The sequence below is a fragment of the Bradyrhizobium sp. 21 genome, from assembly GCF_023073335.1.
Classification (GTDB): domain Bacteria; phylum Pseudomonadota; class Alphaproteobacteria; order Rhizobiales; family Xanthobacteraceae; genus Bradyrhizobium.
This window is the reverse complement of the sequence record NZ_JADPJG010000003.1, coordinates 61,925-79,773: the sequence shown is the minus strand read 5'-3', so window position 1 is coordinate 79,773 and position 17,849 is coordinate 61,925. Positions and strand designations below refer to the sequence as shown.

Below are 17,849 nucleotides of genomic sequence, written 5' to 3'. Positions count from 1 at the left end.
CCCAAAACTAACCATTCGCACCGCCGGTTCAAGCGCAGCACAAACGCATTGAAGGTCGTTTCCCTGCCGCCCATCCTTCGAGACGCCCGCCTTTGGCGGGCCCTCAGGATGAGGACGGAGTCCGCGGTAGCAATTTCGGCAGGCAAAGATGTCGCTCAGCCTCATCCTGAGGAGACCGCAAAGCGGTCGTCTCGAAGGACGAGGCGCTTGCTCAGGCCAAGCGGCTCAAACCGGTCCTATTGCCAGCCTGGAACGCCGCGCATGTCGGGCAGATGGTGGGCGATGCCCTTGTGGCAGTCGATGCAGGTCTTTTCCTTGGTGAACAGGAAGCGCTGGTGGGCGACCGAGGCCCGCGGCGACTGTTTTGTGATGTCCATGGAATCGGCGCTGTGGCAGTTGCGGCATTCCAGCGAATCGTTGGACTTGAAGCGCGCCCATTCATGCGCCGCCAGCTCGAGCCGGTGATCCTGAAATTTCTCCCGCGTGTCGATCGTGCCGAAGATCTTGCCCCAGACCTCCTTGGAGGCCTGCATCTTGCGCGCGATCTTGTCGGTCCAGTTGTGCGGAACGTGGCAGTCCGGGCAGGTCGCCCGCACGCCGGACCGGTTGGTGAAGTGGATGGTCGACTTCAGCTCGGCGAAGACGTTGTCCTTCATCTCATGGCAGCCGGTGCAGAATTTTTCGGTATTGGTCAATTCCAGCGCGGTGTTGAAGCCGCCCCAGAAGATCACGCCGGCAACGAAGCCCGCGAGCACCAGCGTGCCGAGTGCGAAGACCGAGCTCGGCCGGATCAGCACCTGCCAGAGCTCGAGTGCGAAGTCCCAGCAGCGCAGGACGAAGCCGCGCTTGGACTTCAAGTTTTCCCGTGGCTCGTCAGCCGTCGTCATCGGCGGCCACCGGGGCTTGCGCGCGACAGCAGTGTGTCTATGTCGATGAAGTCGTTGCTGACGGGCGGATTGGCGCTGTTCTGCGGCACGTGGCATTCCGTGCAGAAGAAGCGGCGTGGCGAGATCGAAGCCAGGAACTGGCCGTCGCGGTCCATGAAGTGAGTGATCGAGACCATCGGCGCCTGCGATTCAGCGGTGCGCGCCCGCGCGTGACAGGACAGGCACTTGTTGCCGTTGAGATCGATCTGGTAGCCGTCGATATTGTGCGGGATCACCGGCGGCTGCTCCGGATAATTGCGCGCCTCCTTCTCGGACGTATTGCGGTTCGGCAGCATCGGCGGCGCCGGACCTTCGTCGTTGAGCGGCGTCGGGCCGCGCAGGCCCGACGTCACCGTCTGCGCGGTCAGCGAGCTCGCGCCTGCGGCGATCGCGACTGCGAGCAGCGCGATTCCAAATCGTTTCATCATGACACGTTCACCCGCTCGATGCGCACGGCGCACTTCTTGTAATCGGTCTGCAGCGAGATCGGATCGGTGGCGTCCAGCGTCACCTTGTTGATCAGCTTGGATTCGTCGAACCACGGCACGAATACGAGGCCACGCGGCGGCCGGTCGCGGCCGCGCGTCTCGACGCGGACACGGATGAAGCCGCGGCGGGACACCACCTTCACCTCGTCGCCGCGGCGGATCTTCGCCTCCTGCGCGTCGTCGGGATGCATGAAACACACGGCCTCAGGAAAGGCTTTGTAGAGCTCGGGCACCCGGCGCGTCATGGTGCCGGAATGCCAGTGCTCCAGCACGCGGCCGGTCGAGAGCCAGTAGGGATATTCATTGTCGGGCGATTCCGCCGGCGGCTCGTAGGGAAGGGCGAAGATGCGCGCCTTGCCATCGGGATATCCGTAGAACTGCACGTCCGTGCCCTGCTTGACATAGGGATCGCTGCCCTCGCGGAAACGCCATTTGGTTTCCTGGCCGTTGACGACGGGCCAGCGCAGGCCGCGCTCGCGATGATAGGTCTCGAACGGCGCGAGGTCGTGACCATGGCCGCGGCCGAACGAGGCGTACTCTTCGAAGAGCCCCTTCTGCACGTAGAAGCCGAACGCCTTGGACTCCTCGTTGGCGTAGCCTTCCTCGATCTCTGAACTCGGGAATTTGTCGACCTGCCCGTTCTTGTAGAGCACGTCGAACAGCGTCTTGCCGCGAACGTCCGGCTTCTTGGCGATCAGCTCCTCCGGCCACACCTCCTCGATCTTGAAGCGCTTGGAGAACTCCATGAGCTGCCAGAGATCGGACTTCGACTCGCCGGGCGCGGGGACGAGCTGATGCCAGAACTGTGTGCGCCGCTCGGCATTGCCGTAAGCGCCTTCCTTCTCCACCCACATCGCGGTCGGCAGGATCAAATCGGCAGCGAGCGCCGTCACTGAGGGATAGGCGTCCGACACCACAATGAAATTGTCGGGATTGCGGAAGCCCGGATAGGTCTCCTCGTTGGCGTTGGGACCGGCCTGGAGGTTGTTGTTGACCTGCACCCAATAGGCGTTGATCAAGCCGTCCTTCAACATCCGGCTTTGCAGCACGGCGTGGGCGCCGGGCTTGTCGGGAATGGTGCCTTCGGGCAGCTGCCAGATGTGCTCGGCCTTGGTGCGGTGATCCTTGTTGGTCACGACCATGTCTGCCGGCAGGCGGTGCGAGAAGGTGCCGACCTCGCGCGCGGTGCCGCAGGCCGAGGGTTGGCCGGTGAGCGAGAACGGGCTGTTGCCGGGCGAGGAGATCTTTCCGGTCAGAAGGTGGATGTTGTAGACGAGGTTGTTGCACCAGACACCGCGGGTGTGCTGGTTGAAGCCCATGGTCCAGAACGAGACTACCTTTGTCTTGGGATCGGCATAGAGCTCGGCAAGCGCCTCCAGGCGATTGAGCGGCACGCCGGACATCTCGGCGGCCTTCTCCAGCGTGTAGTCCGAGACGAACTTGACGTATTCGTCGTAGCTCATCTCGGTGGAGTCGTTGGCCTTCGCGGCGCCCGTCGCCTTCTTCTGCAGCGGGTGTTCGGGCCTGAGGCCATAGCCGATGTCGGTTTGGCCGCGCCGGAAGATCGTATGCGCGGCAACAAAATCCTTGTTGACGCGGCCGGTCTTGATGATGTGGTTGGCGATGGCGTTGAGAAGGTAGAGATCGGTCTGCGGCTTGAACACCATGCCGATGTCGGCGAGGTCGAACGAGCGGTGCTCGAAGGTGGAGAGCACGGCGACGCGGACATGTGGCGCGGAGAGCCGGCGGTCGGCCAGACGCGTCCACAGGATCGGATGCATCTCCGCCATGTTGGAGCCCCACAACACGAACGCATCGGTTGCCTCGATGTCGTCATAGCAGCCGGCCGGTTCGTCGATGCCGAAGGTGCGCATCATGCCGGCGACGGCCGAGGCCATGCAGTGGCGTGCATTGGGATCGATGTTGTTGGTGCGGAAGCCGGCCTTGAACAGCTTCACGGCCGCATAGCCCTCCCAGACCGTCCACTGGCCGGAGCCGAACATGGCGACGCCGTTCGGCCCGCGCTTCTTGATCGCCTCCTTCCACTTCACCTCCATGATGTCGAAGGCTTCGGTCCAGGACACCGGCGTGAACTCGCCGTTCTTGTCGTATATGCCGCCCGTCTTGCGCAGCATCGGCTGCGTCAGGCGGTCGTGGCCGTACATGATCTTGGAGAGGAAGTAGCCCTTGACGCAGTTGAGGCCGCGATTGACCTCGGCCTTGATGTCGCCGTGGGTGGCGACGACGCGGTTGTCCTTGGTCCCGACCATCACCGAGCAGCCGGTGCCGCAGAAGCGGCAGGCGGCCTTGTCCCATTTCATTTCGCTGTTACCGCGTTCGGCGACGAGGTTGGCGGCGAGCGCAGGGGCCGGCATGCCGGCGGCGGCCGCTGCGATTGCGGCGGCCTCGAGCTTCAGCATCTGGCGGCGGTCGAGCTTCGGCGATGTCATGACGACTCTTCCTGACTCAAGCGGTTTCAATGGCGTGGAAGACCAGCGCCGCGGAATAGACGTGCGGCAGCGACTGGATGGTGTTGAGCATGGCGCCGAGGCTGCCGGCATCAGGCGCTTCGGTCACGACAATGAGCTTGCCGCGTGGATCACGGCCGTGGATTTCGCACCCGGGCAGAGCAACGATCCCAGCCTCGACCTCGGCGAGGCGCTCGGGACGCGCCTGCACCACCATGCTGGCGATCTCGCAGCCGGGCGGTGGCACGATACGGTCGGCGCTGAGCACCCGGCCGGTGATCAATGCACGGCGGTTGAGTGTGGTGTGGGCCATGATGCCTGTCTTTCGCTGTTCGGGGATCAGTGCGTGGAGGGTGGAGGGCCGGGAGGGCCGGCAAACATCTGGTAGATCCAGACGCCGAGGCCGTAAGAGCCGACCGTTCCGACCGCGAGGACGGGCATCACGATTGCAGTCAGGAACAGGAACGCAAAAATCTCCATGCGCTTACGGCGCACGCGCGGTGTCGTGTCGTTGCCGGGGGCCGACATCTTCGGTCTCTCTGAAATGCTATGGGAATCGGGACGGCATCCGGGCCGTTACCTTGCTGCACTTTAGATGCAGTAGGGCCGCTAACGCGTTGATCTGGATCAATCGGTCGAGTTGGACCCACCCTGTAGCGCGCGCCGGAATCGGGCCCTCACGGCTACGTGCGGTCGAAGGATCGATCTCCCGCGCGGCGGAATTGCTGCTCCGTAGACAGCGGCGGCTCACCCATTAAGATGCGTACAACAAAAATAAGCGGGAGAGGCGTCATGAAGTTCGGCATCTTCTACGAGCTGCAACTGCCGCGGCCCTGGGTGGCCGGCGACGAGCTGAATCTCTACCAGAACGCGCTCTCGCAGATGGAACTCGCAGACCAGCTCGGCTACGACCACGCCTGGGTCGTCGAGCACCATTTCCTCGAAGAATACTCGCACTCGCCCTCGCCGGAATCGTTTCTTGCGGCAGCGAGCCAGCGCACCAAGAACATCCGGCTCGGCCACGGCATCCTCCAGCTCACCACCAACCATCCGGCGCGTGTCGCCGAGCGCGTCGCGGTGCTCGATCTTCTCTCCAACGGCCGCTGCGAGTTCGGCATGGGCGAGAGCGCCTCCATCACCGAGCTGACGCCGTTCGGTCGCGACATGGAGACCAAGAAGGAAGTGTTCGAGGAGGCCGTCGCCGCGATCTTCCCGATGTTCAAGGACGCGGGAAGCGAGCATCACGGCAAGTATTTCGACATTCCGCTGCGCAATGTCGTGCCAAAACCGGTGCAGAAGCCGCATCCGCCGCTGTGGATGGCCTGCTCGCAGCTTCCGACCATCGAACGCGCCGGCCGCCACGGCTTTGGCGCGCTCGGCTTCCAGTTCGTCAGCGCCGACGCGGCGCACGCCTGGGTGCACGCCTATTACAACGCGATGACCAAGCGTCTCGCCAAGCTCGCCGACTACGAGATCAACCCGAACATGGCGCTGGTGTCGTTCTTCATGTGCGCCAGGACCGACGAGGAGGCCCGCGCCCGCGCCGACGGCGCCACCTTCTTCCAGTTCGCGCTGCGTTTCTACGGCGCCTCGCAGAACCGCCAGCGGCCTGCGCCCTACACCGTCAACATGTGGGACGAGTACAACAAGTGGAAGCGCGACAATCCCGAGGCGCAGGAGGCTGCGCTGCGCGGCGGCCTGATCGGTTCGCCGGAGACGATTCGGCGGAAGCTGAAGCGCTTCCAGGGCTCGCATATCGACCAGGTCATCCTGCTCAATCAAGCGGGCAAGAACAGCCACGAGCATATCTGCGAATCGCTCGAGCTGTTCGGCCGCGAGGTGATGCCGGAGTTCCAGAACGATCCGGCACAGGAGAGCTGGAAGAGAGCCGTGATGAGCGGCGAGATCAAGCTGGAAGAGATCGACACGGAGGCTTTCAGCGACCGCTACGGCAAGCTCGCGATCAACGTCGCGCCGGCGAAGGCCGCGGCAGGGTAGGGCAGGATTCGTGGCATGGGCTCCGGCGCTGGGTCCGGGGCACGAGGCTGCCGCCGAATTCGCTCACCTCGTGTCGTCCCGGATGCTGCCGCATTTGATGTGGTCTCCAGCCTCGCTTTGCTTGATCGTGAAAGGCGGGCTGCAGCTGGGCCAGGCTTTCGCGAAGGCGCAGATCAGTCGGGCCACGGTCATTGACACCGACAGCGGCGTCGCCGACTTCAGTTTCGGGCAGTTGTGACGGAGCGCGACAGCATCTATCTCGTCAATGTCACCGGGTGCGCAACCGCGCCGGAACGTGCTTCCATCGACACGCTGCGTGATTTGCAGCTCACCGGGCTCGGCGGTCAAGCTGTGCCGCTCGGGGCCGTGGCCAATCTGCGTTACGAGCTCGAGCAACCGACGATCTGGCGGCGTGCCCGGATCCCCACCATCACGCTGAAGGCGGGCATCATTGGCAATGCGCAGCCCAAGACCGTCGTGGACTAGCTCGCGCCTGAGGTGGCGGAGTTCAGCAAGACACTGCCGGCGGGCTATTCGGTGAGGATCGGCGGAGCCGTGGAGGAAAGCGCCAAGAGCCAGGCACCGATCGTCGCCGTCGTTCCGCTCATGCTCTTCGTCATGGCGACGATCCTGATGGTCCAGCTGCAGAGCTTCCATCGCTTGTTTCTGGTGTTCGCGGTCGCTCCGCCTACACCGCAGGCGCTTACGCCGGAGCCGCTGCGGCCTACACCTATGATAGCTCACGCTATTCGTCGGATAGCGACTGCTACTACGTTTACAGGCATTATCGGCGCGTTATGGTGTGCGAATAGACAGGAGTGCACGAACGAGAGGGTCCGGCTCCGTCGCGCATTCAACAACGTCCTGCGGCTCAAATTCGACCTCCCGTGACAAGCCGTCCCCTGGAGCGCTCATGGCAAAACATCGGATCTACACAACGAGCTTCGCAAGCGTGTACCCGCTCTACGTCGCGAAGGCGGAGAGAAAAGGACGCACGAAAGCGGAGGTCGATCAGATCATCTCCTGGTTGACGGGCTATGGTCAGAAGGAACTCGAAGCCCAACTGGAAAAACAGACGGACTTCGAGACCTTCTTTGCGACGGCTCCCAAGATCAACCCTTCGCGGGCCCTGATCAAAGGCGTGGTTTGCGGCGTCCGGGTGGAGGACGTCGAAGAGCCGACGATGCGAGAGATACGCTACCTGGACAAGCTGATCGATGAGCTGGCCAAGGGAAAAACGATGGACAAGATATTGCGAAAAAGCTGATTTCCGCAATCGCCATCCGCCGGCCGCCTGGCTTGGCGCACCTTGCGCGGCGTGTCCCTGTGAAACCCATCTTTCGCCGAGCCGCCATTGCTGATAACTTTCAGCAAAAGGCGACAGGGAGAAATCGATGCGCCCTCACGGGACGCCCGCAAATCCGACGGCTGGCGCTGTCACGTCCGCGGTGCTCGCCATCGGCAGGCCGGATTTCCCAAAAATCCTGATCGATACGCTGCGCCGGCAGGCCGACGTCGGCCATTGCATGGTGTTCGCGCTGAGCCGAGCCGGCGCCGCGCGCTGCCTGCTCGATGCCGGCAACATCCCGACCGGCGGCGACCTCGGCGCGGCCTATGCCGGACAATTCCACCAATCCGATCCCAACCGCGATGCGCTGTTCGAGGGCGAAGGCAGCGCCCCCATCATGCTGCCGGCTTTCGCACCGCGCATGTACGGCGCCCGCTACCGAAAAATGTTCTTTGTGGATTCCGGCATCGTCGACAAATGCGCGACGGCGCTCTGGACCGGCGATACCTGCTTCTACGTCAATTTCTATCGCATCACATCCCAGGGCCGCTTCAGTGATGCCCAGCGTGCGCGGCTTGAGGCCATCGCACCGGCCATCAGTGCGAGCGTGGCATGCCATTTCCAGCACAGCACGGCGGCGACCACCGAGCAGTCTCTCGCCGCGCTATTCGCGACCCGCGCGCCGCTCGCCAGCCTCACGCCGCGCGAGCAGGAGGTCTGCCGTCGCATCCTCGCAGGCTTCAGCTCCGAGGCGATCTCGACAGGACTCGGCATCAGCCTGCATTCGACGCTGACCTATCGCAAGCGCGCCTATCAACGGCTCGGCATCTCCTCGCAAAGCGAGCTGTTCGCGATCGTGCTGCGCCTGCTGGCCGGGCCGCAAGGCCTGAACTGAGGCTGTCCCAATCGCTGGGGACAGACACGTGCGCCTGAAGGCGCTAGCCTCGGCAGGAACAAGGGAGCCAACGCTTGAGCACCGCGCCGCGCATCGACATCGACCTGGCCGCATTCTGGGCCGACCCCTATCCGATGCTCGCGACGATGCGGAAGGAGGCGCCGATCGCCTTCGTGCCGCAGCTCGGCTCGACATTGCTGACGCGCCGCGACGACATCTCGATCTCGGAGAAGCAGATCGACGTGTTCTCCTCGCACCAGCCCGCAGGCCTGATGAACCGGCTGATGGGCCACAACATGATGCGCAAGGACGGCGAGGCGCATCAAATCGAGCGCCGCGCGATGTTTCCGACGGTGTCGCCAAAGACGGTGAAGGCGCACTGGACCGCGCTGTTCCAGGCCCATGCCGACCGCATCATCGACGCGATCGAGCCCGGGCGGATTGATCTCATGCGCGACTTCGCGTTGCCATTCTCCGGCGAATGCCTGAAGTCGATCACGGGGCTCACCAACATCGGCTTCCAGGACATGGATGCGTGGTCGCAAGGCATGATCGAGGGCATCGCCAATTATGCCGGCGATCCCGCGGTCGAGGCGCGCTGTCATGCGGCGACGTCCGGCATCGATGCCGCGATCGACGACATCCTGCCGGTGCTGCGTGAGAACCCCGACCAGAGCATCCTCGGCGTGCTTCTTGCCTCCGGCATGGCGATGGAGAGCGTGCGCGCAAACGTCAAGCTCGCGATCTCCGGCGGCCAGAACGAGCCGCGCAAGGCCGTCGCCGGCACGGTGTGGGCGCTGCTCTCCCATCCCGACCAGCTCGATCTCGTGCGCAGGGGCGAGGTGAGCTGGCTCCAGGCTTTCGAGGAATATGCCCGCTGGATATCGCCCATCGGCATGTCGCCGCGGCGGATCGCGAAGCCGTGGAGCATCCGCGACGTCGCCTTCGAGACAGACGAGCGCGTGTTCCTGATGTTCGGCTCCGCCAACCGTGACGAGAAGCACTTTGAGCGCGCCGACCAGTTCGACGTGCGGCGTGATACGGCCAAGAGCGTCGCCTTCGGCGCCGGCCCGCATTTCTGTGCCGGCGCCTGGGCCTCGCGCGCCATGATCGCCGACGTCGCACTGCCGACATTGTTTGCGCTTGCCGGCCGGCTCGAGATCGCCGATGACGAGCCGGTACGGATCGGAGGATGGGCGTTCCGCGGACTGCAAAATCTGCCCGTGCGATGGCTGCATTAGGCAGGCAGGGACCGGTCCATCCGCAACGCCGCCATGATGACATTCTGCTCCTGTTTTGCCCGACGAGTCAAACGAGCTTCGGATAATACGTAAGTCATTGTTTTCGCACGCCTCGGCTACTGTGCATGGGGTTGTTTTCGCGATTTTTTGAATCTTGGCCGGGCGCGTGCGTTTTTCACATTCGCGTGCGGAAAAATATCCCCTGCATTCGCGCTTTGGATCGAAAGATTAATCATGCGCTCCGCCACGCGCGCAGTGCTTGCATCACTATTTTTCCGCGCGTCTCGACACCTCCGGTAAGCCGCACCATCATTCCCGAGCACGAATGAATGACGGCCGCACGCGGTCGGGAGTGTCAGATGCAGCGTCGGGACTTTCTCAAACTATCCGTTGGAACTGCGGCCGCCGCCGCATTCGCTTCAAGTGCCAAAGCACAAGGCGCGGTGAAGGAAATTCGTATCGGCTACCAGAAGACCGGCGTGCTGGTCATCACGCGCCAGCAGGCAACCTTGGAAAAACATTTCACCCCGCAAGGCATCGAGGTGAAATGGGTCGAGTTCTCCTCGGGTCCCCCGATGATGGAGGCGATGAATGTCGGCAGTGTCGATTTCGGCGCGGTCGGCGATTCCCCGCCGGTGTTTGCCCAGGCCGCGGGCGCGGCGATCGTCTATGCCGCCGGCCAGCCTATCACCAACGGCCAGGGCATTCTGGTGCCGAAGGAGTCGCCGATCCGCTCCATCGCTGACTTGAAGGGCAAGCGTATCGGCTTCACCAAGGGCTCCAGCGCGCACAATGTCGTGGTGCAGACGCTGGAGAAGGCCGGCCTCACCTATGCCGACATCACGCCGGTCTATCTGACGCCGCCGGATGCCGGGCCTGCGTTTGCCAATGGCAGCATCGAGGCCTGGGCGATCTGGGATCCTTACTTCGCGATCGGCGAGACCAAGCAGAACGGCCGCGTCCTGATCAATGCGCGCGAGGTCACCAAGACCAATTCCTTCTTCATCGCCAACCGCGATTTCGCCAAGAACCACGGCCCCATCCTGCAGCAGATCGTCGATGTGACGACCGCAACCGGTCAATGGGCCGAACAGCACCGCGACGAGGTCGCCAAATCGCTCGCCGCAATCACCGGCGTCCCGCTGGACATCCAGACCGTCGCCGCCAATCGCGCGAACTTCGCGGTCGGCCCGGTCACCGAGGACATCGTCACGACCCAGCAGGGCGTCGCCGATCGCTTCACCAAGCTCGGCCTGATCCCTAAGCCGATCGTGATCCGCGACATCGTCTGGCGCAACCCCGCAGCCTGATCGTGCCAACCAATCTCCCCATTTCAAAGGGTTTAAACATGAGACGTATCATTCAGCGTCTGATCGCGGCCATCGTCCTCTCGGTCGGCATCGGCGCCGCCGCGGTCGGCACCTCCTACGGCTAGTCATCGGGCAGGAGACGTTCATGAGCCAATCCAAAAGCAACATCCTCTGGTTCCTGCCGACCCACGGCGACGGCCGTTATCTCGGCACCGGCATCGGCGGCCGCGAGGTCAATTTCAACTATCTGCGCCAGATCGCGCAGGCCGCCGACCAACTCGGCTATTACGGCGTGCTGCTGCCGACCGGGCGATCCTGCGAGGATTCCTGGATCGTGGCTTCCTCGGTTGCGCCGTTCACCGAGCGGCTGCGCTATCTCGTGGCGGTGAGGCCCGGTCTGCAATCGCCCAGCGTCGCGGCGCGCATGACCGCGACGCTCGACCGCATCACCAATGGCCGGCTGCTCGTCAACGTCGTCACCGGCGGCGATCCTGTCGAGAACAAGGGCGACGGCATCTTCCTCGGCCATGACGAGCGCTACGAGGTCACCCGCGAGTTCCTCAGCGCCTATAGCGACCTGCTCGCTGGCAAGACCGTCAATGTCGAGGGCAAGCACATCCATGTCGAGGGCGGCAAGCTCCTGTTCCCGCCGGTGCAGTCGCCGCGTCCGCCGCTGTATTTCGGCGGCTCGTCGGATGCCGGTATCGACGTCGCGGTCGATGCCGTCGACAAATATCTCACTTGGGGCGAGCCGCCGGCGCTGGTCGCGGAGAAGATCGCGAAGGTGAGGGAGGTCGCGAGCGCGCGTGGCCGAAAACTCTCCTTCGGCATCCGGCTCCACGTGATCGTCCGCGAGACCCATGAAGCGGCCTGGCAGGCCGCCAACGAGTTGATCAAGCATGTCAGCGACGACACCATCGCGCTGGCGCAGAAGAACTTTTCGCGCATGGACTCCGTCGGCCAGCAACGCATGGCGCAGCTCCATGGCGGCCAACGCGACAAGCTCGAGATCGCGCCGAATCTGTGGGCCGGCGTGGGCCTGGTGCGCGGCGGCGCCGGCACGGCGCTGGTCGGCGATGCCCCGACCGTCGCGGCCCGCATCAGGGAGTATCAGGATCTCGGCATCGATACCTTCATCATGTCGGGTTACCCGCATCTGGAAGAAGCCTATCGCTTCGCCGAGCTGGTGTTTCCGCTGCTTTCGCTGGAGCAGCCGAGCAACGTGACCAGGCTCCACTTCAACGGCGGTCCCTTCGGTGAAACCGTCGGCAGCGACTTCCGTCCGCAGCACAAGGCGTCGCAGTCATGAGCCTGATCGACAGCGTTTCGTTCCCGCGCAGCTTTCGCGTGCCGCGCCTCGACGGCCTGATCCAGTGGATCGTGCCGCTCGCCATCATCGCGATCTGGCAGGTTGCGAGCGTCACCGGCTTCGTGCCGACGCGCGTGCTGCCGGCGCCGAGCGACGTCTTGCTCGCGGGCTGGAAGCTGCTGCTCTCCGGCGAGCTCGCCCGCAACATCTGGGTCTCGTTCTGGCGCGCCTCGATCGGCTTCCTGATCGGGGGCGGCATCGGCTTCGCGTTCGGTCTCGCCAACGGCCTGTCGCAGCTTTCCAACAAGCTCACGGACACCACGCTGCAGATGGTGCGCAACGTGCCGCATCTGGCGCTGATCCCGCTGGTGATCCTGTGGTTCGGCATCGACGAGAGCGCAAAGCTGTTTCTGGTGGCGCTCGGCGTGTTCTTCCCGATCTACCTCAACACGCTGCACGGCATCCGCACCGTCGATCCGCAGTTGATCGAGATGGGCCGCATCTACGGCATGACCGACGGCGAGCTGTTCCGCCGGGTGATCTTCCCGGGCGCGCTACCCTCGATCTTCGTCGGCATCCGCTTCGCGCTCGGCATCATGTGGCTGACCCTGATCGTCGCCGAGACCATCGCTGCGTCCTCAGGGCTAGGCTACATGGCGATGCAGGCGCGCGAATTCATGCTGATCGACGTCGTGGTGCTCTCGATCCTGATCTACGCCCTGCTCGGCAAGCTCGCCGACAGCGCCTCCCGCGTGCTGGAGCGCCTGACGCTCTCCTGGCACCCCGCCTATTGGAAACGTTGAGCAGAAATACTGGGAATCACATGCAGACAGCGCTTCGTACCTCCCTTCCGGAAACCGAGCTCGCCAGCCGCGCCAATTTCGCGCCGCACGCCCGTGTCGTGCGCGAGGAGCGCCCGGCGCACAGCAGCGGCCTTCCGCTCAGCATCCGGGCTTTACGCAAATCCTACGGCGACAACGAGGTGCTGCGTGGCATCGATTTGCACATCCCCGCCGGCCAATTCGTCGCCATCGTGGGTAAGAGCGGCTGCGGCAAGAGCACGCTGCTTCGCCTGATCGCCGGCCTGGAGAAGGCCGATTCCGGCAGCATCTCGCTTGGCGACGCGGTCAAGCCCGAGGATATCCGCGTGATGTTCCAGGAGCCGCGGCTGTTGCCTTGGGCCCGCGTGCTCTCCAATGTCGAGGTCGGTCTCGGCCGCGATCGTGCCTCGTCCGACGCGCATTCACGCGCCGAGGAGGCGCTGACCGAGGTCGGCCTGATCGACAAGCGCGACCAGTGGCCCTCGGTGCTGTCGGGCGGCCAGAAGCAGCGCGTTGCCCTTGCCCGCGCGCTGGTCTCGCATCCCCGCGTGCTCGCCTTCGACGAGCCGCTCGGCGCGCTGGACGCGCTGACCCGCATCTCGATGCAGCGGCTGCTGGAGCGCGTCTGGCGCGATCAGGGCTTTACCGCGATCCTGGTGACCCACGACGTCGCCGAGGCGGTCGCGCTGGCCGACCGGGTGCTGGTGATCGACGAGGGCCGCATCGCCCATGACGTTACGGTTAACGCGGCCCGGCCGCGTGAACGCGGCTCCGCGGAGCTTGCCGCTCTCGAAGGCTCGATCCTGGGCCACCTTTTGTCGGCGGACGATCGTACCTAAATAGACAGGGACCCCCGCTTGGGGACGAAGCCATGAATGTAGTGCCCCGCGATCTCATGACCGAAACTGTCGTCTCCTCCGCCGATTTCCGCGGCGCCATGCGCCATCTCACCGGCGGGGTCAGCGTCATCACCGCCGGACGGGGCAAGGACATCACCGGCATGACGGTCACGTCGGTCAGCTCGTTCTCGGTCGATCCGCCGACGCTGATCGTCAGCATCAACCGCGATGCCTCGTCCTTCCCGCTGATCCGGCGCCACGGCGCCTTCGGCGTGAACATCCTCGCGGCGGACCAGCTCGACGTCGCCGAGCGCTTTGCCGGCAAGGGCGGGCTCAAGGGTGCCGATCGTTTCGCGGGCGCCAGATGGGTGACGGCGGTCTCGGGCGTTCCGCTGCTGGTCGGCGCATTGTCCGCAGTGGATTGCGAAGTCGAGGAGATCGTCGAGCGCCATTCGCACGGGATCATCATCGGGCGGGTGCGAGACGTCAGGAATTCCACCCGCAACGCCGCGCTGGCTTATTGGCACGGTCGGTATGTGGCGGTCGATCAGGACGAAGACGCAGCCAGGCTCGCGGACGTCAGCGTTCCCACGCACGGTCGGCGCGGGGTTTGATCGCCGCCCGCCACGAGCCGCTCAGGCTGGCCTTTTTCCTGTCATCGCTCTAGAAGCACCTCGGCCTTCCCGTCGGGACGGCAATGGAGCGCAATGATGAAACGCGTCGCGACCTGGGCCTTCTACGCCATCGGCGCGCTCGCGATCGCCTATCTCGCGCTGCACGCCTATGCGATGTTTACGGGCCAGCCGATCGTGCCGGGCGACCCCATCCACATCTTCCGCAAGCCGGACGCACCGAGCTATTCGTGAGCTCTCGCGGACGGGCACTGTGTGGGGTGGGTTAGCGTAGCGTAACCCACCACTGTCTATATGCGCGGGAGCAGAAGAGGTGGGTTACGCTACGCTAACCCACCCTACGGCACCTGTTTTCACCCCCGCAAGATCGCCAGCGCCAGTGCCTGCGCGCGCGGCACGATGCTGTCGAGCTCGAGATATTCCTCCGGCGTGTGCGCGAGCCCGCCGACCGGACCGAGCCCGCAGATGGTCGGCGTGCCGACCGCAGCCGTAAAGCCGGAATCGGCGCAGCCACCGGAGAACTCGCCCTGGAGCGTGGTGAGGCCGGCCTGCTTGGCGGCGGCCTGGTAATTTTCGAACAGCGCCTTCGAGGCCTCGCTCTGCACCACCGGCACGAACTCGCCCTTGATCGTCAGCGCAGCACTCGTGCCCGGCACATAGGACGCTGCGACAATGCTCTCGATCGCGGCCATCACCGTCGCACGATCGGCCGGATCGCCATAGCGCAGGTCGATCTGCCCTTCCGCGTAAGGCGCCGTCGTGTTGACAGACTGCCCGCCCGCGACGAGGCCGACATTGAGCGTGATGCCCTTGTCCAGATCGGTCAGCGCGTGAATGTGCACGATCTTGTGCGCGAGCTCGCCGATCGCGCTGACGCCGGCGGCGAAATTGGCGCCGGAATGTGCGGCTTTGCCGGTGATGGCGACATGCATGAAAATGCCGCCCTTGCGCCCCGTCACGATATTGCCTGTGGGGCGGCCCGGCTCGGAATTGAACACCGCGCGCGCGGCGCGTCCTTCGCGCTCGATCACCGGCCGCGAGGAGGGTGACCCGATCTCCTCATCCGAGGTGATCAGTAGCTTGATCGGGTGCGGGTTGCCGCCGAATTTGTGGAAGGCGGTCGCCACGAACATGTTCATGACGACGCCGGACTTCATGTCGGCAACGCCGGGACCATAGGCTCGCTTGCCCTCAATTGTGAACGGACGCCGCCCGGCCTCGCCCTTGCCGAACACGGTGTCGCGATGCCCCATCAACAGCACCGGCTTCTCGTTGCTGCCGGGTTTTGCCACCTCGGCATGGATCGCGTCGCCGAAGGTGCCGTGGCTTTCACGGCGGAATGGAATGCCGTGCTCGGCAAAATGCCGCTCGAACCGCGCCCCGACCGCATCGACACCTTCCTTGTCATAGGACCCGGAATCGATGTTCACGACATCGCGCAGCAGGTCGATCATCGCCTGCCGCTGTGTCGCCAGCCAGTCCGTGATGTGAGCTTCAGACATGTTTACCCTCGCGTGGTTTTCAGGCGAGGTTATAGGGCCTTGCGCTGGCGCGACCTAGTCGCCGGATGCGGTGCGGCCATGTCGCGTGCTGTGGATGGGACGCACAATGCTCTCCAGCGTCGTCCTGGCGAAAGCCAGGACCCATACCACGGAATCTATCGGTATGGGCGGTAGGTGTACCGGACCACTATCTTCGCCAAATTTTTCCCTGTGGTAATGGGTCCTGGCTTTCGTCAGGACGACATCAAGGGCGCGGTGCGCGCGTTCGCTCTGCCGGCAAAACGAAAATGCCCGGGACTAGCCCGGACATTCGCATCCAAATATTCGCCGGAGGCTGACCCTACGCCCCCACCATCGGCATCCGCGGATATTCACCCGGCGTTCCCGCCGGCGTGATCGGGATGCCGCCGTCGGAATATTCGTTGAGCTTGTTGCGCAACGTGCGGATCGAGATGCCGAGGATGTTGGCGGCATGGGTCCGGTTGCCGAGGCAGTGCTTCAGTGTCTCCAGGATCAGGTCGCGCTCGACATCGGCGACGGTGCGGCCGACCAGGGCCCGAGTCACCTGCTCGGCGGCCATGGTCGCATGCGCCACGGCCGGCGCGGTCTTGGCGAGGTCGAGGCGGTCGCCGTCCGGGGTGAGAATGGCGTCGGCGCCGATCTCGTCGCCCTGCGCCATCAGAACCGAACGGTGCATGGTGTTTTCGAGCTCGCGGACGTTGCCCTGCCAGCGGTTGGCGGACAGCACGCGTCGCGCGTCCGCCGAGATCGGCCGCAGCGGCACGCCGTTGGCCTCGGCATATTTCTTGGCGAAATGCTGGGCGAGCTCGAGAATGTCGGCGGGACGCTCGCGCAGCGGCGGGATCTTCAAATTCACGACGTTGAGCCGGAACAGGAGGTCCTCGCGGAACGTGCCTTCGCGCACGGCCTCGACCAGATTGCGGTTCGAGGTTGCGATGATGCGGATGTCCACTGGCACGGGCTTGGTGCCGCCGACACGGTCGATCACGCGCTCCTGGATGGCGCGGAGCAGTTTCGATTGCAGGCGGACGTCCATCTCCGAGATTTCGTCGAGCAGCAGAGTGCCGCCGGTTGCTTCCTCGAACTTGCCGATACGGCGGGCGACCGCGCCTGTGAAGGCGCCCTTCTCGTGGCCGAACAGCTCGGATTCCAGCAGATGCTCGGGGATCGCGGCGCAGTTGATCGAGATGAACGGGCGCTTGGCCCGGGCCGAGCGGGTGTGGACGTAGCGGGCCAGCACTTCCTTGCCCGTGCCGGATTCGCCGGTGATCATCACGGAAGCGTCCGAGCCCGCGATCTGCTGCGCCAGCTTGATCACCCTGGCCATCGCCTCGTCGCGATAGACCAGCTCGCGGGAATCGTTGGCGACGGCGGCCAGCACGGCTGCGATCAGTTCGGGGTCCGGCGGCAGCGGGATGTATTCCTTGGCGCCGGCATGGATCGCGGCAACCGCGGCGCGGGCGTCGTTGGTGATGCCGCAGGCGACGATCGGCGCATGGATGTGCTCGGCCTCGAGCCGCATCACGAGATCGCGGATGTCGAGGGCGACGTCGACCAGCAGGAGGTCGGCGCCCTTGCCGCCGCGCAGCACGCGCATTGCCTGATCGAGATCCTCGGCGTGGGTCACGGTAGCGCCGTTCGCCATCGCGATCTTGGTGGCGGTGGTGAGCTGGCCCTTCAATGTGCCAACGATGAGAAGCCGCATGTCAGTCTCCTGTCCGTCTGGTCGCGCTGCCGCGCGTCATTCCCTGTGGTCGCTAAGCGCGTTCGGTCTTGATGATTTCGGTCATGGTCACGCCGAGCTTGTCCTCGACCAGGACGACTTCGCCGCGGGCGACCAGCTTGTTGTTGACGTAGATGTCGATGGCCTCGCCGACGCGCCGGTCGAGCTCGAGCACGGTCCCGGGCCCGAGCTTCAACAGCTCGCTGACGTCCATCTTGGAGCGGCCGAGCACGGCCGAGACCTGCACCGGCACGTCGAACACGGCTTCGAGGTCGGCGGCGGCGCGCGTCGCATATTCGTCCTCGTTGTAGCCGACGTCGGTGCCGCCAAGCGGCATCGGGCCGTTGAGATCGGGCAGCGGGACCTGTCCGTCGGTGTCGCTCATGGC

At 64.4% G+C, this 17,849-nt stretch carries 19 protein-coding genes and 1 pseudogene; 12 read left to right on the top strand and 8 right to left on the bottom strand.

The features are described from left to right. Nucleotides 1–236: 236 nt before the first annotated feature. Genes IVB31_RS05430 through napE form a run of 5 tightly spaced genes read right to left on the bottom strand, consistent with a single transcriptional unit; the run spans nucleotide 237 to nucleotide 4,410 of the window. Nucleotides 237–887 (bottom strand): NapC/NirT family cytochrome c, encoded by a 651-nt coding sequence (locus tag IVB31_RS05430; protein ID WP_247319585.1) that lies wholly within the window; start codon nucleotides 885–887, stop codon nucleotides 237–239. After that, nucleotides 884–1,354 (bottom strand): nitrate reductase cytochrome c-type subunit, encoded by a 471-nt coding sequence (locus IVB31_RS05425; RefSeq protein ID WP_247319584.1) that lies wholly within the window; start codon nucleotides 1,352–1,354, stop codon nucleotides 884–886. The genes IVB31_RS05430 and IVB31_RS05425 overlap by 4 nt, the downstream gene beginning before the upstream one ends. Further along, entirely contained in the window at nucleotides 1,351–3,864 is a 2,514-nt protein-coding gene (napA, locus tag IVB31_RS05420; protein WP_247319582.1) for a nitrate reductase catalytic subunit NapA, read from the bottom strand. The genes IVB31_RS05425 and napA overlap by 4 nt, the downstream gene beginning before the upstream one ends. A 16-nt stretch (nucleotides 3,865–3,880) precedes the next feature. Continuing rightward, nucleotides 3,881–4,195: a chaperone NapD gene (locus IVB31_RS05415; RefSeq protein ID WP_247319580.1), complete on the bottom strand. Its 315-nt coding sequence runs from the start codon at nucleotides 4,193–4,195 to the stop codon at nucleotides 3,881–3,883. 26 nt (nucleotides 4,196–4,221) lie between these two features. Next, nucleotides 4,222–4,410 (bottom strand): periplasmic nitrate reductase, NapE protein, encoded by a 189-nt coding sequence (gene napE, locus IVB31_RS05410; RefSeq protein ID WP_247319579.1) that lies wholly within the window; start codon nucleotides 4,408–4,410, stop codon nucleotides 4,222–4,224. Nucleotides 4,411–4,674: 264 nt separating this feature from the next. On the opposite strand from napE, the gene IVB31_RS05405 reads away from it, so the two are divergent. The 12 genes and pseudogenes from IVB31_RS05405 (at nucleotide 4,675) to IVB31_RS05350 (ending at nucleotide 14,449) form a co-directional block, all read left to right on the top strand. Continuing rightward, the gene (locus tag IVB31_RS05405) at nucleotides 4,675–5,880 is read left to right on the top strand and encodes an LLM class flavin-dependent oxidoreductase (protein ID WP_247319578.1); all 1,206 of its coding nucleotides are present in this window, start codon (nucleotides 4,675–4,677) and stop codon (nucleotides 5,878–5,880) included. A gap of 10 nt (nucleotides 5,881–5,890) precedes the next feature. Further along, entirely contained in the window at nucleotides 5,891–6,118 is a 228-nt protein-coding gene (locus tag IVB31_RS05400; RefSeq protein WP_247319576.1) for a hypothetical protein, read from the top strand. A 5-nt stretch (nucleotides 6,119–6,123) separates the two neighbouring features. Further along, nucleotides 6,124–6,567 (top strand): annotated as a pseudogene (locus IVB31_RS05395) (efflux RND transporter permease subunit); the annotation flags it as partial. A gap of 226 nt (nucleotides 6,568–6,793) precedes the next feature. Further along, nucleotides 6,794–7,147, top strand: coding sequence for a DUF2200 domain-containing protein (locus IVB31_RS05390; RefSeq protein ID WP_247319575.1), 354 nt, complete (start codon nucleotides 6,794–6,796; stop codon nucleotides 7,145–7,147). 127 nt (nucleotides 7,148–7,274) lie between these two features. Then, the gene (locus IVB31_RS05385) at nucleotides 7,275–8,063 is read left to right on the top strand and encodes a helix-turn-helix transcriptional regulator (RefSeq protein WP_247319573.1); all 789 of its coding nucleotides are present in this window, start codon (nucleotides 7,275–7,277) and stop codon (nucleotides 8,061–8,063) included. A gap of 74 nt (nucleotides 8,064–8,137) precedes the next feature. Further along, on the top strand, nucleotides 8,138–9,304 hold the full coding sequence (locus IVB31_RS05380; RefSeq protein WP_247319571.1) for a cytochrome P450: 1,167 nt from the start codon (nucleotides 8,138–8,140) through the stop codon (nucleotides 9,302–9,304). Nucleotides 9,305–9,663: 359 nt separating this feature from the next. Beyond that, entirely contained in the window at nucleotides 9,664–10,614 is a 951-nt protein-coding gene (locus IVB31_RS05375; protein ID WP_247319563.1) for a sulfonate ABC transporter substrate-binding protein, read from the top strand. 145 nt (nucleotides 10,615–10,759) lie between these two features. Next, nucleotides 10,760–11,923 (top strand): FMNH2-dependent alkanesulfonate monooxygenase, encoded by a 1,164-nt coding sequence (gene ssuD / locus IVB31_RS05370; protein ID WP_247319561.1) that lies wholly within the window; start codon nucleotides 10,760–10,762, stop codon nucleotides 11,921–11,923. Beyond that, nucleotides 11,920–12,726: an aliphatic sulfonate ABC transporter permease SsuC gene (gene ssuC / locus IVB31_RS05365; protein WP_247319558.1), complete on the top strand. Its 807-nt coding sequence runs from the start codon at nucleotides 11,920–11,922 to the stop codon at nucleotides 12,724–12,726. Before ssuD ends, ssuC begins: the two co-directional genes overlap by 4 nt. A 20-nt stretch (nucleotides 12,727–12,746) precedes the next feature. Next, nucleotides 12,747–13,583, top strand: coding sequence for an ATP-binding cassette domain-containing protein (locus IVB31_RS05360; protein WP_247319556.1), 837 nt, complete (start codon nucleotides 12,747–12,749; stop codon nucleotides 13,581–13,583). A 32-nt stretch (nucleotides 13,584–13,615) separates the two neighbouring features. Beyond that, nucleotides 13,616–14,197, top strand: coding sequence for a flavin reductase family protein (locus IVB31_RS05355; protein ID WP_247319554.1), 582 nt, complete (start codon nucleotides 13,616–13,618; stop codon nucleotides 14,195–14,197). A 93-nt stretch (nucleotides 14,198–14,290) separates the two neighbouring features. After that, on the top strand, nucleotides 14,291–14,449 hold the full coding sequence (locus IVB31_RS05350; protein ID WP_247320388.1) for a hypothetical protein: 159 nt from the start codon (nucleotides 14,291–14,293) through the stop codon (nucleotides 14,447–14,449). A 119-nt stretch (nucleotides 14,450–14,568) separates the two neighbouring features. Here IVB31_RS05350 and IVB31_RS05345 read toward each other — a convergent pair whose 3' ends face one another. The 3 genes from IVB31_RS05345 to fliN all read right to left on the bottom strand — a co-directional run bounded on the left by IVB31_RS05345 (nucleotide 14,569) and on the right by fliN (nucleotide 17,846). Further along, nucleotides 14,569–15,717, bottom strand: coding sequence for a M20 family metallopeptidase (locus tag IVB31_RS05345; RefSeq protein WP_247319553.1), 1,149 nt, complete (start codon nucleotides 15,715–15,717; stop codon nucleotides 14,569–14,571). Between the two features lie 340 nt (nucleotides 15,718–16,057). Then, nucleotides 16,058–17,443: a sigma-54 dependent transcriptional regulator gene (locus IVB31_RS05340; protein WP_247319548.1), complete on the bottom strand. Its 1,386-nt coding sequence runs from the start codon at nucleotides 17,441–17,443 to the stop codon at nucleotides 16,058–16,060. Between the two features lie 52 nt (nucleotides 17,444–17,495). Next, nucleotides 17,496–17,846 (bottom strand): flagellar motor switch protein FliN, encoded by a 351-nt coding sequence (gene fliN, locus IVB31_RS05335; protein ID WP_247319546.1) that lies wholly within the window; start codon nucleotides 17,844–17,846, stop codon nucleotides 17,496–17,498. Nucleotides 17,847–17,849: the final 3 nt, after the last annotated feature.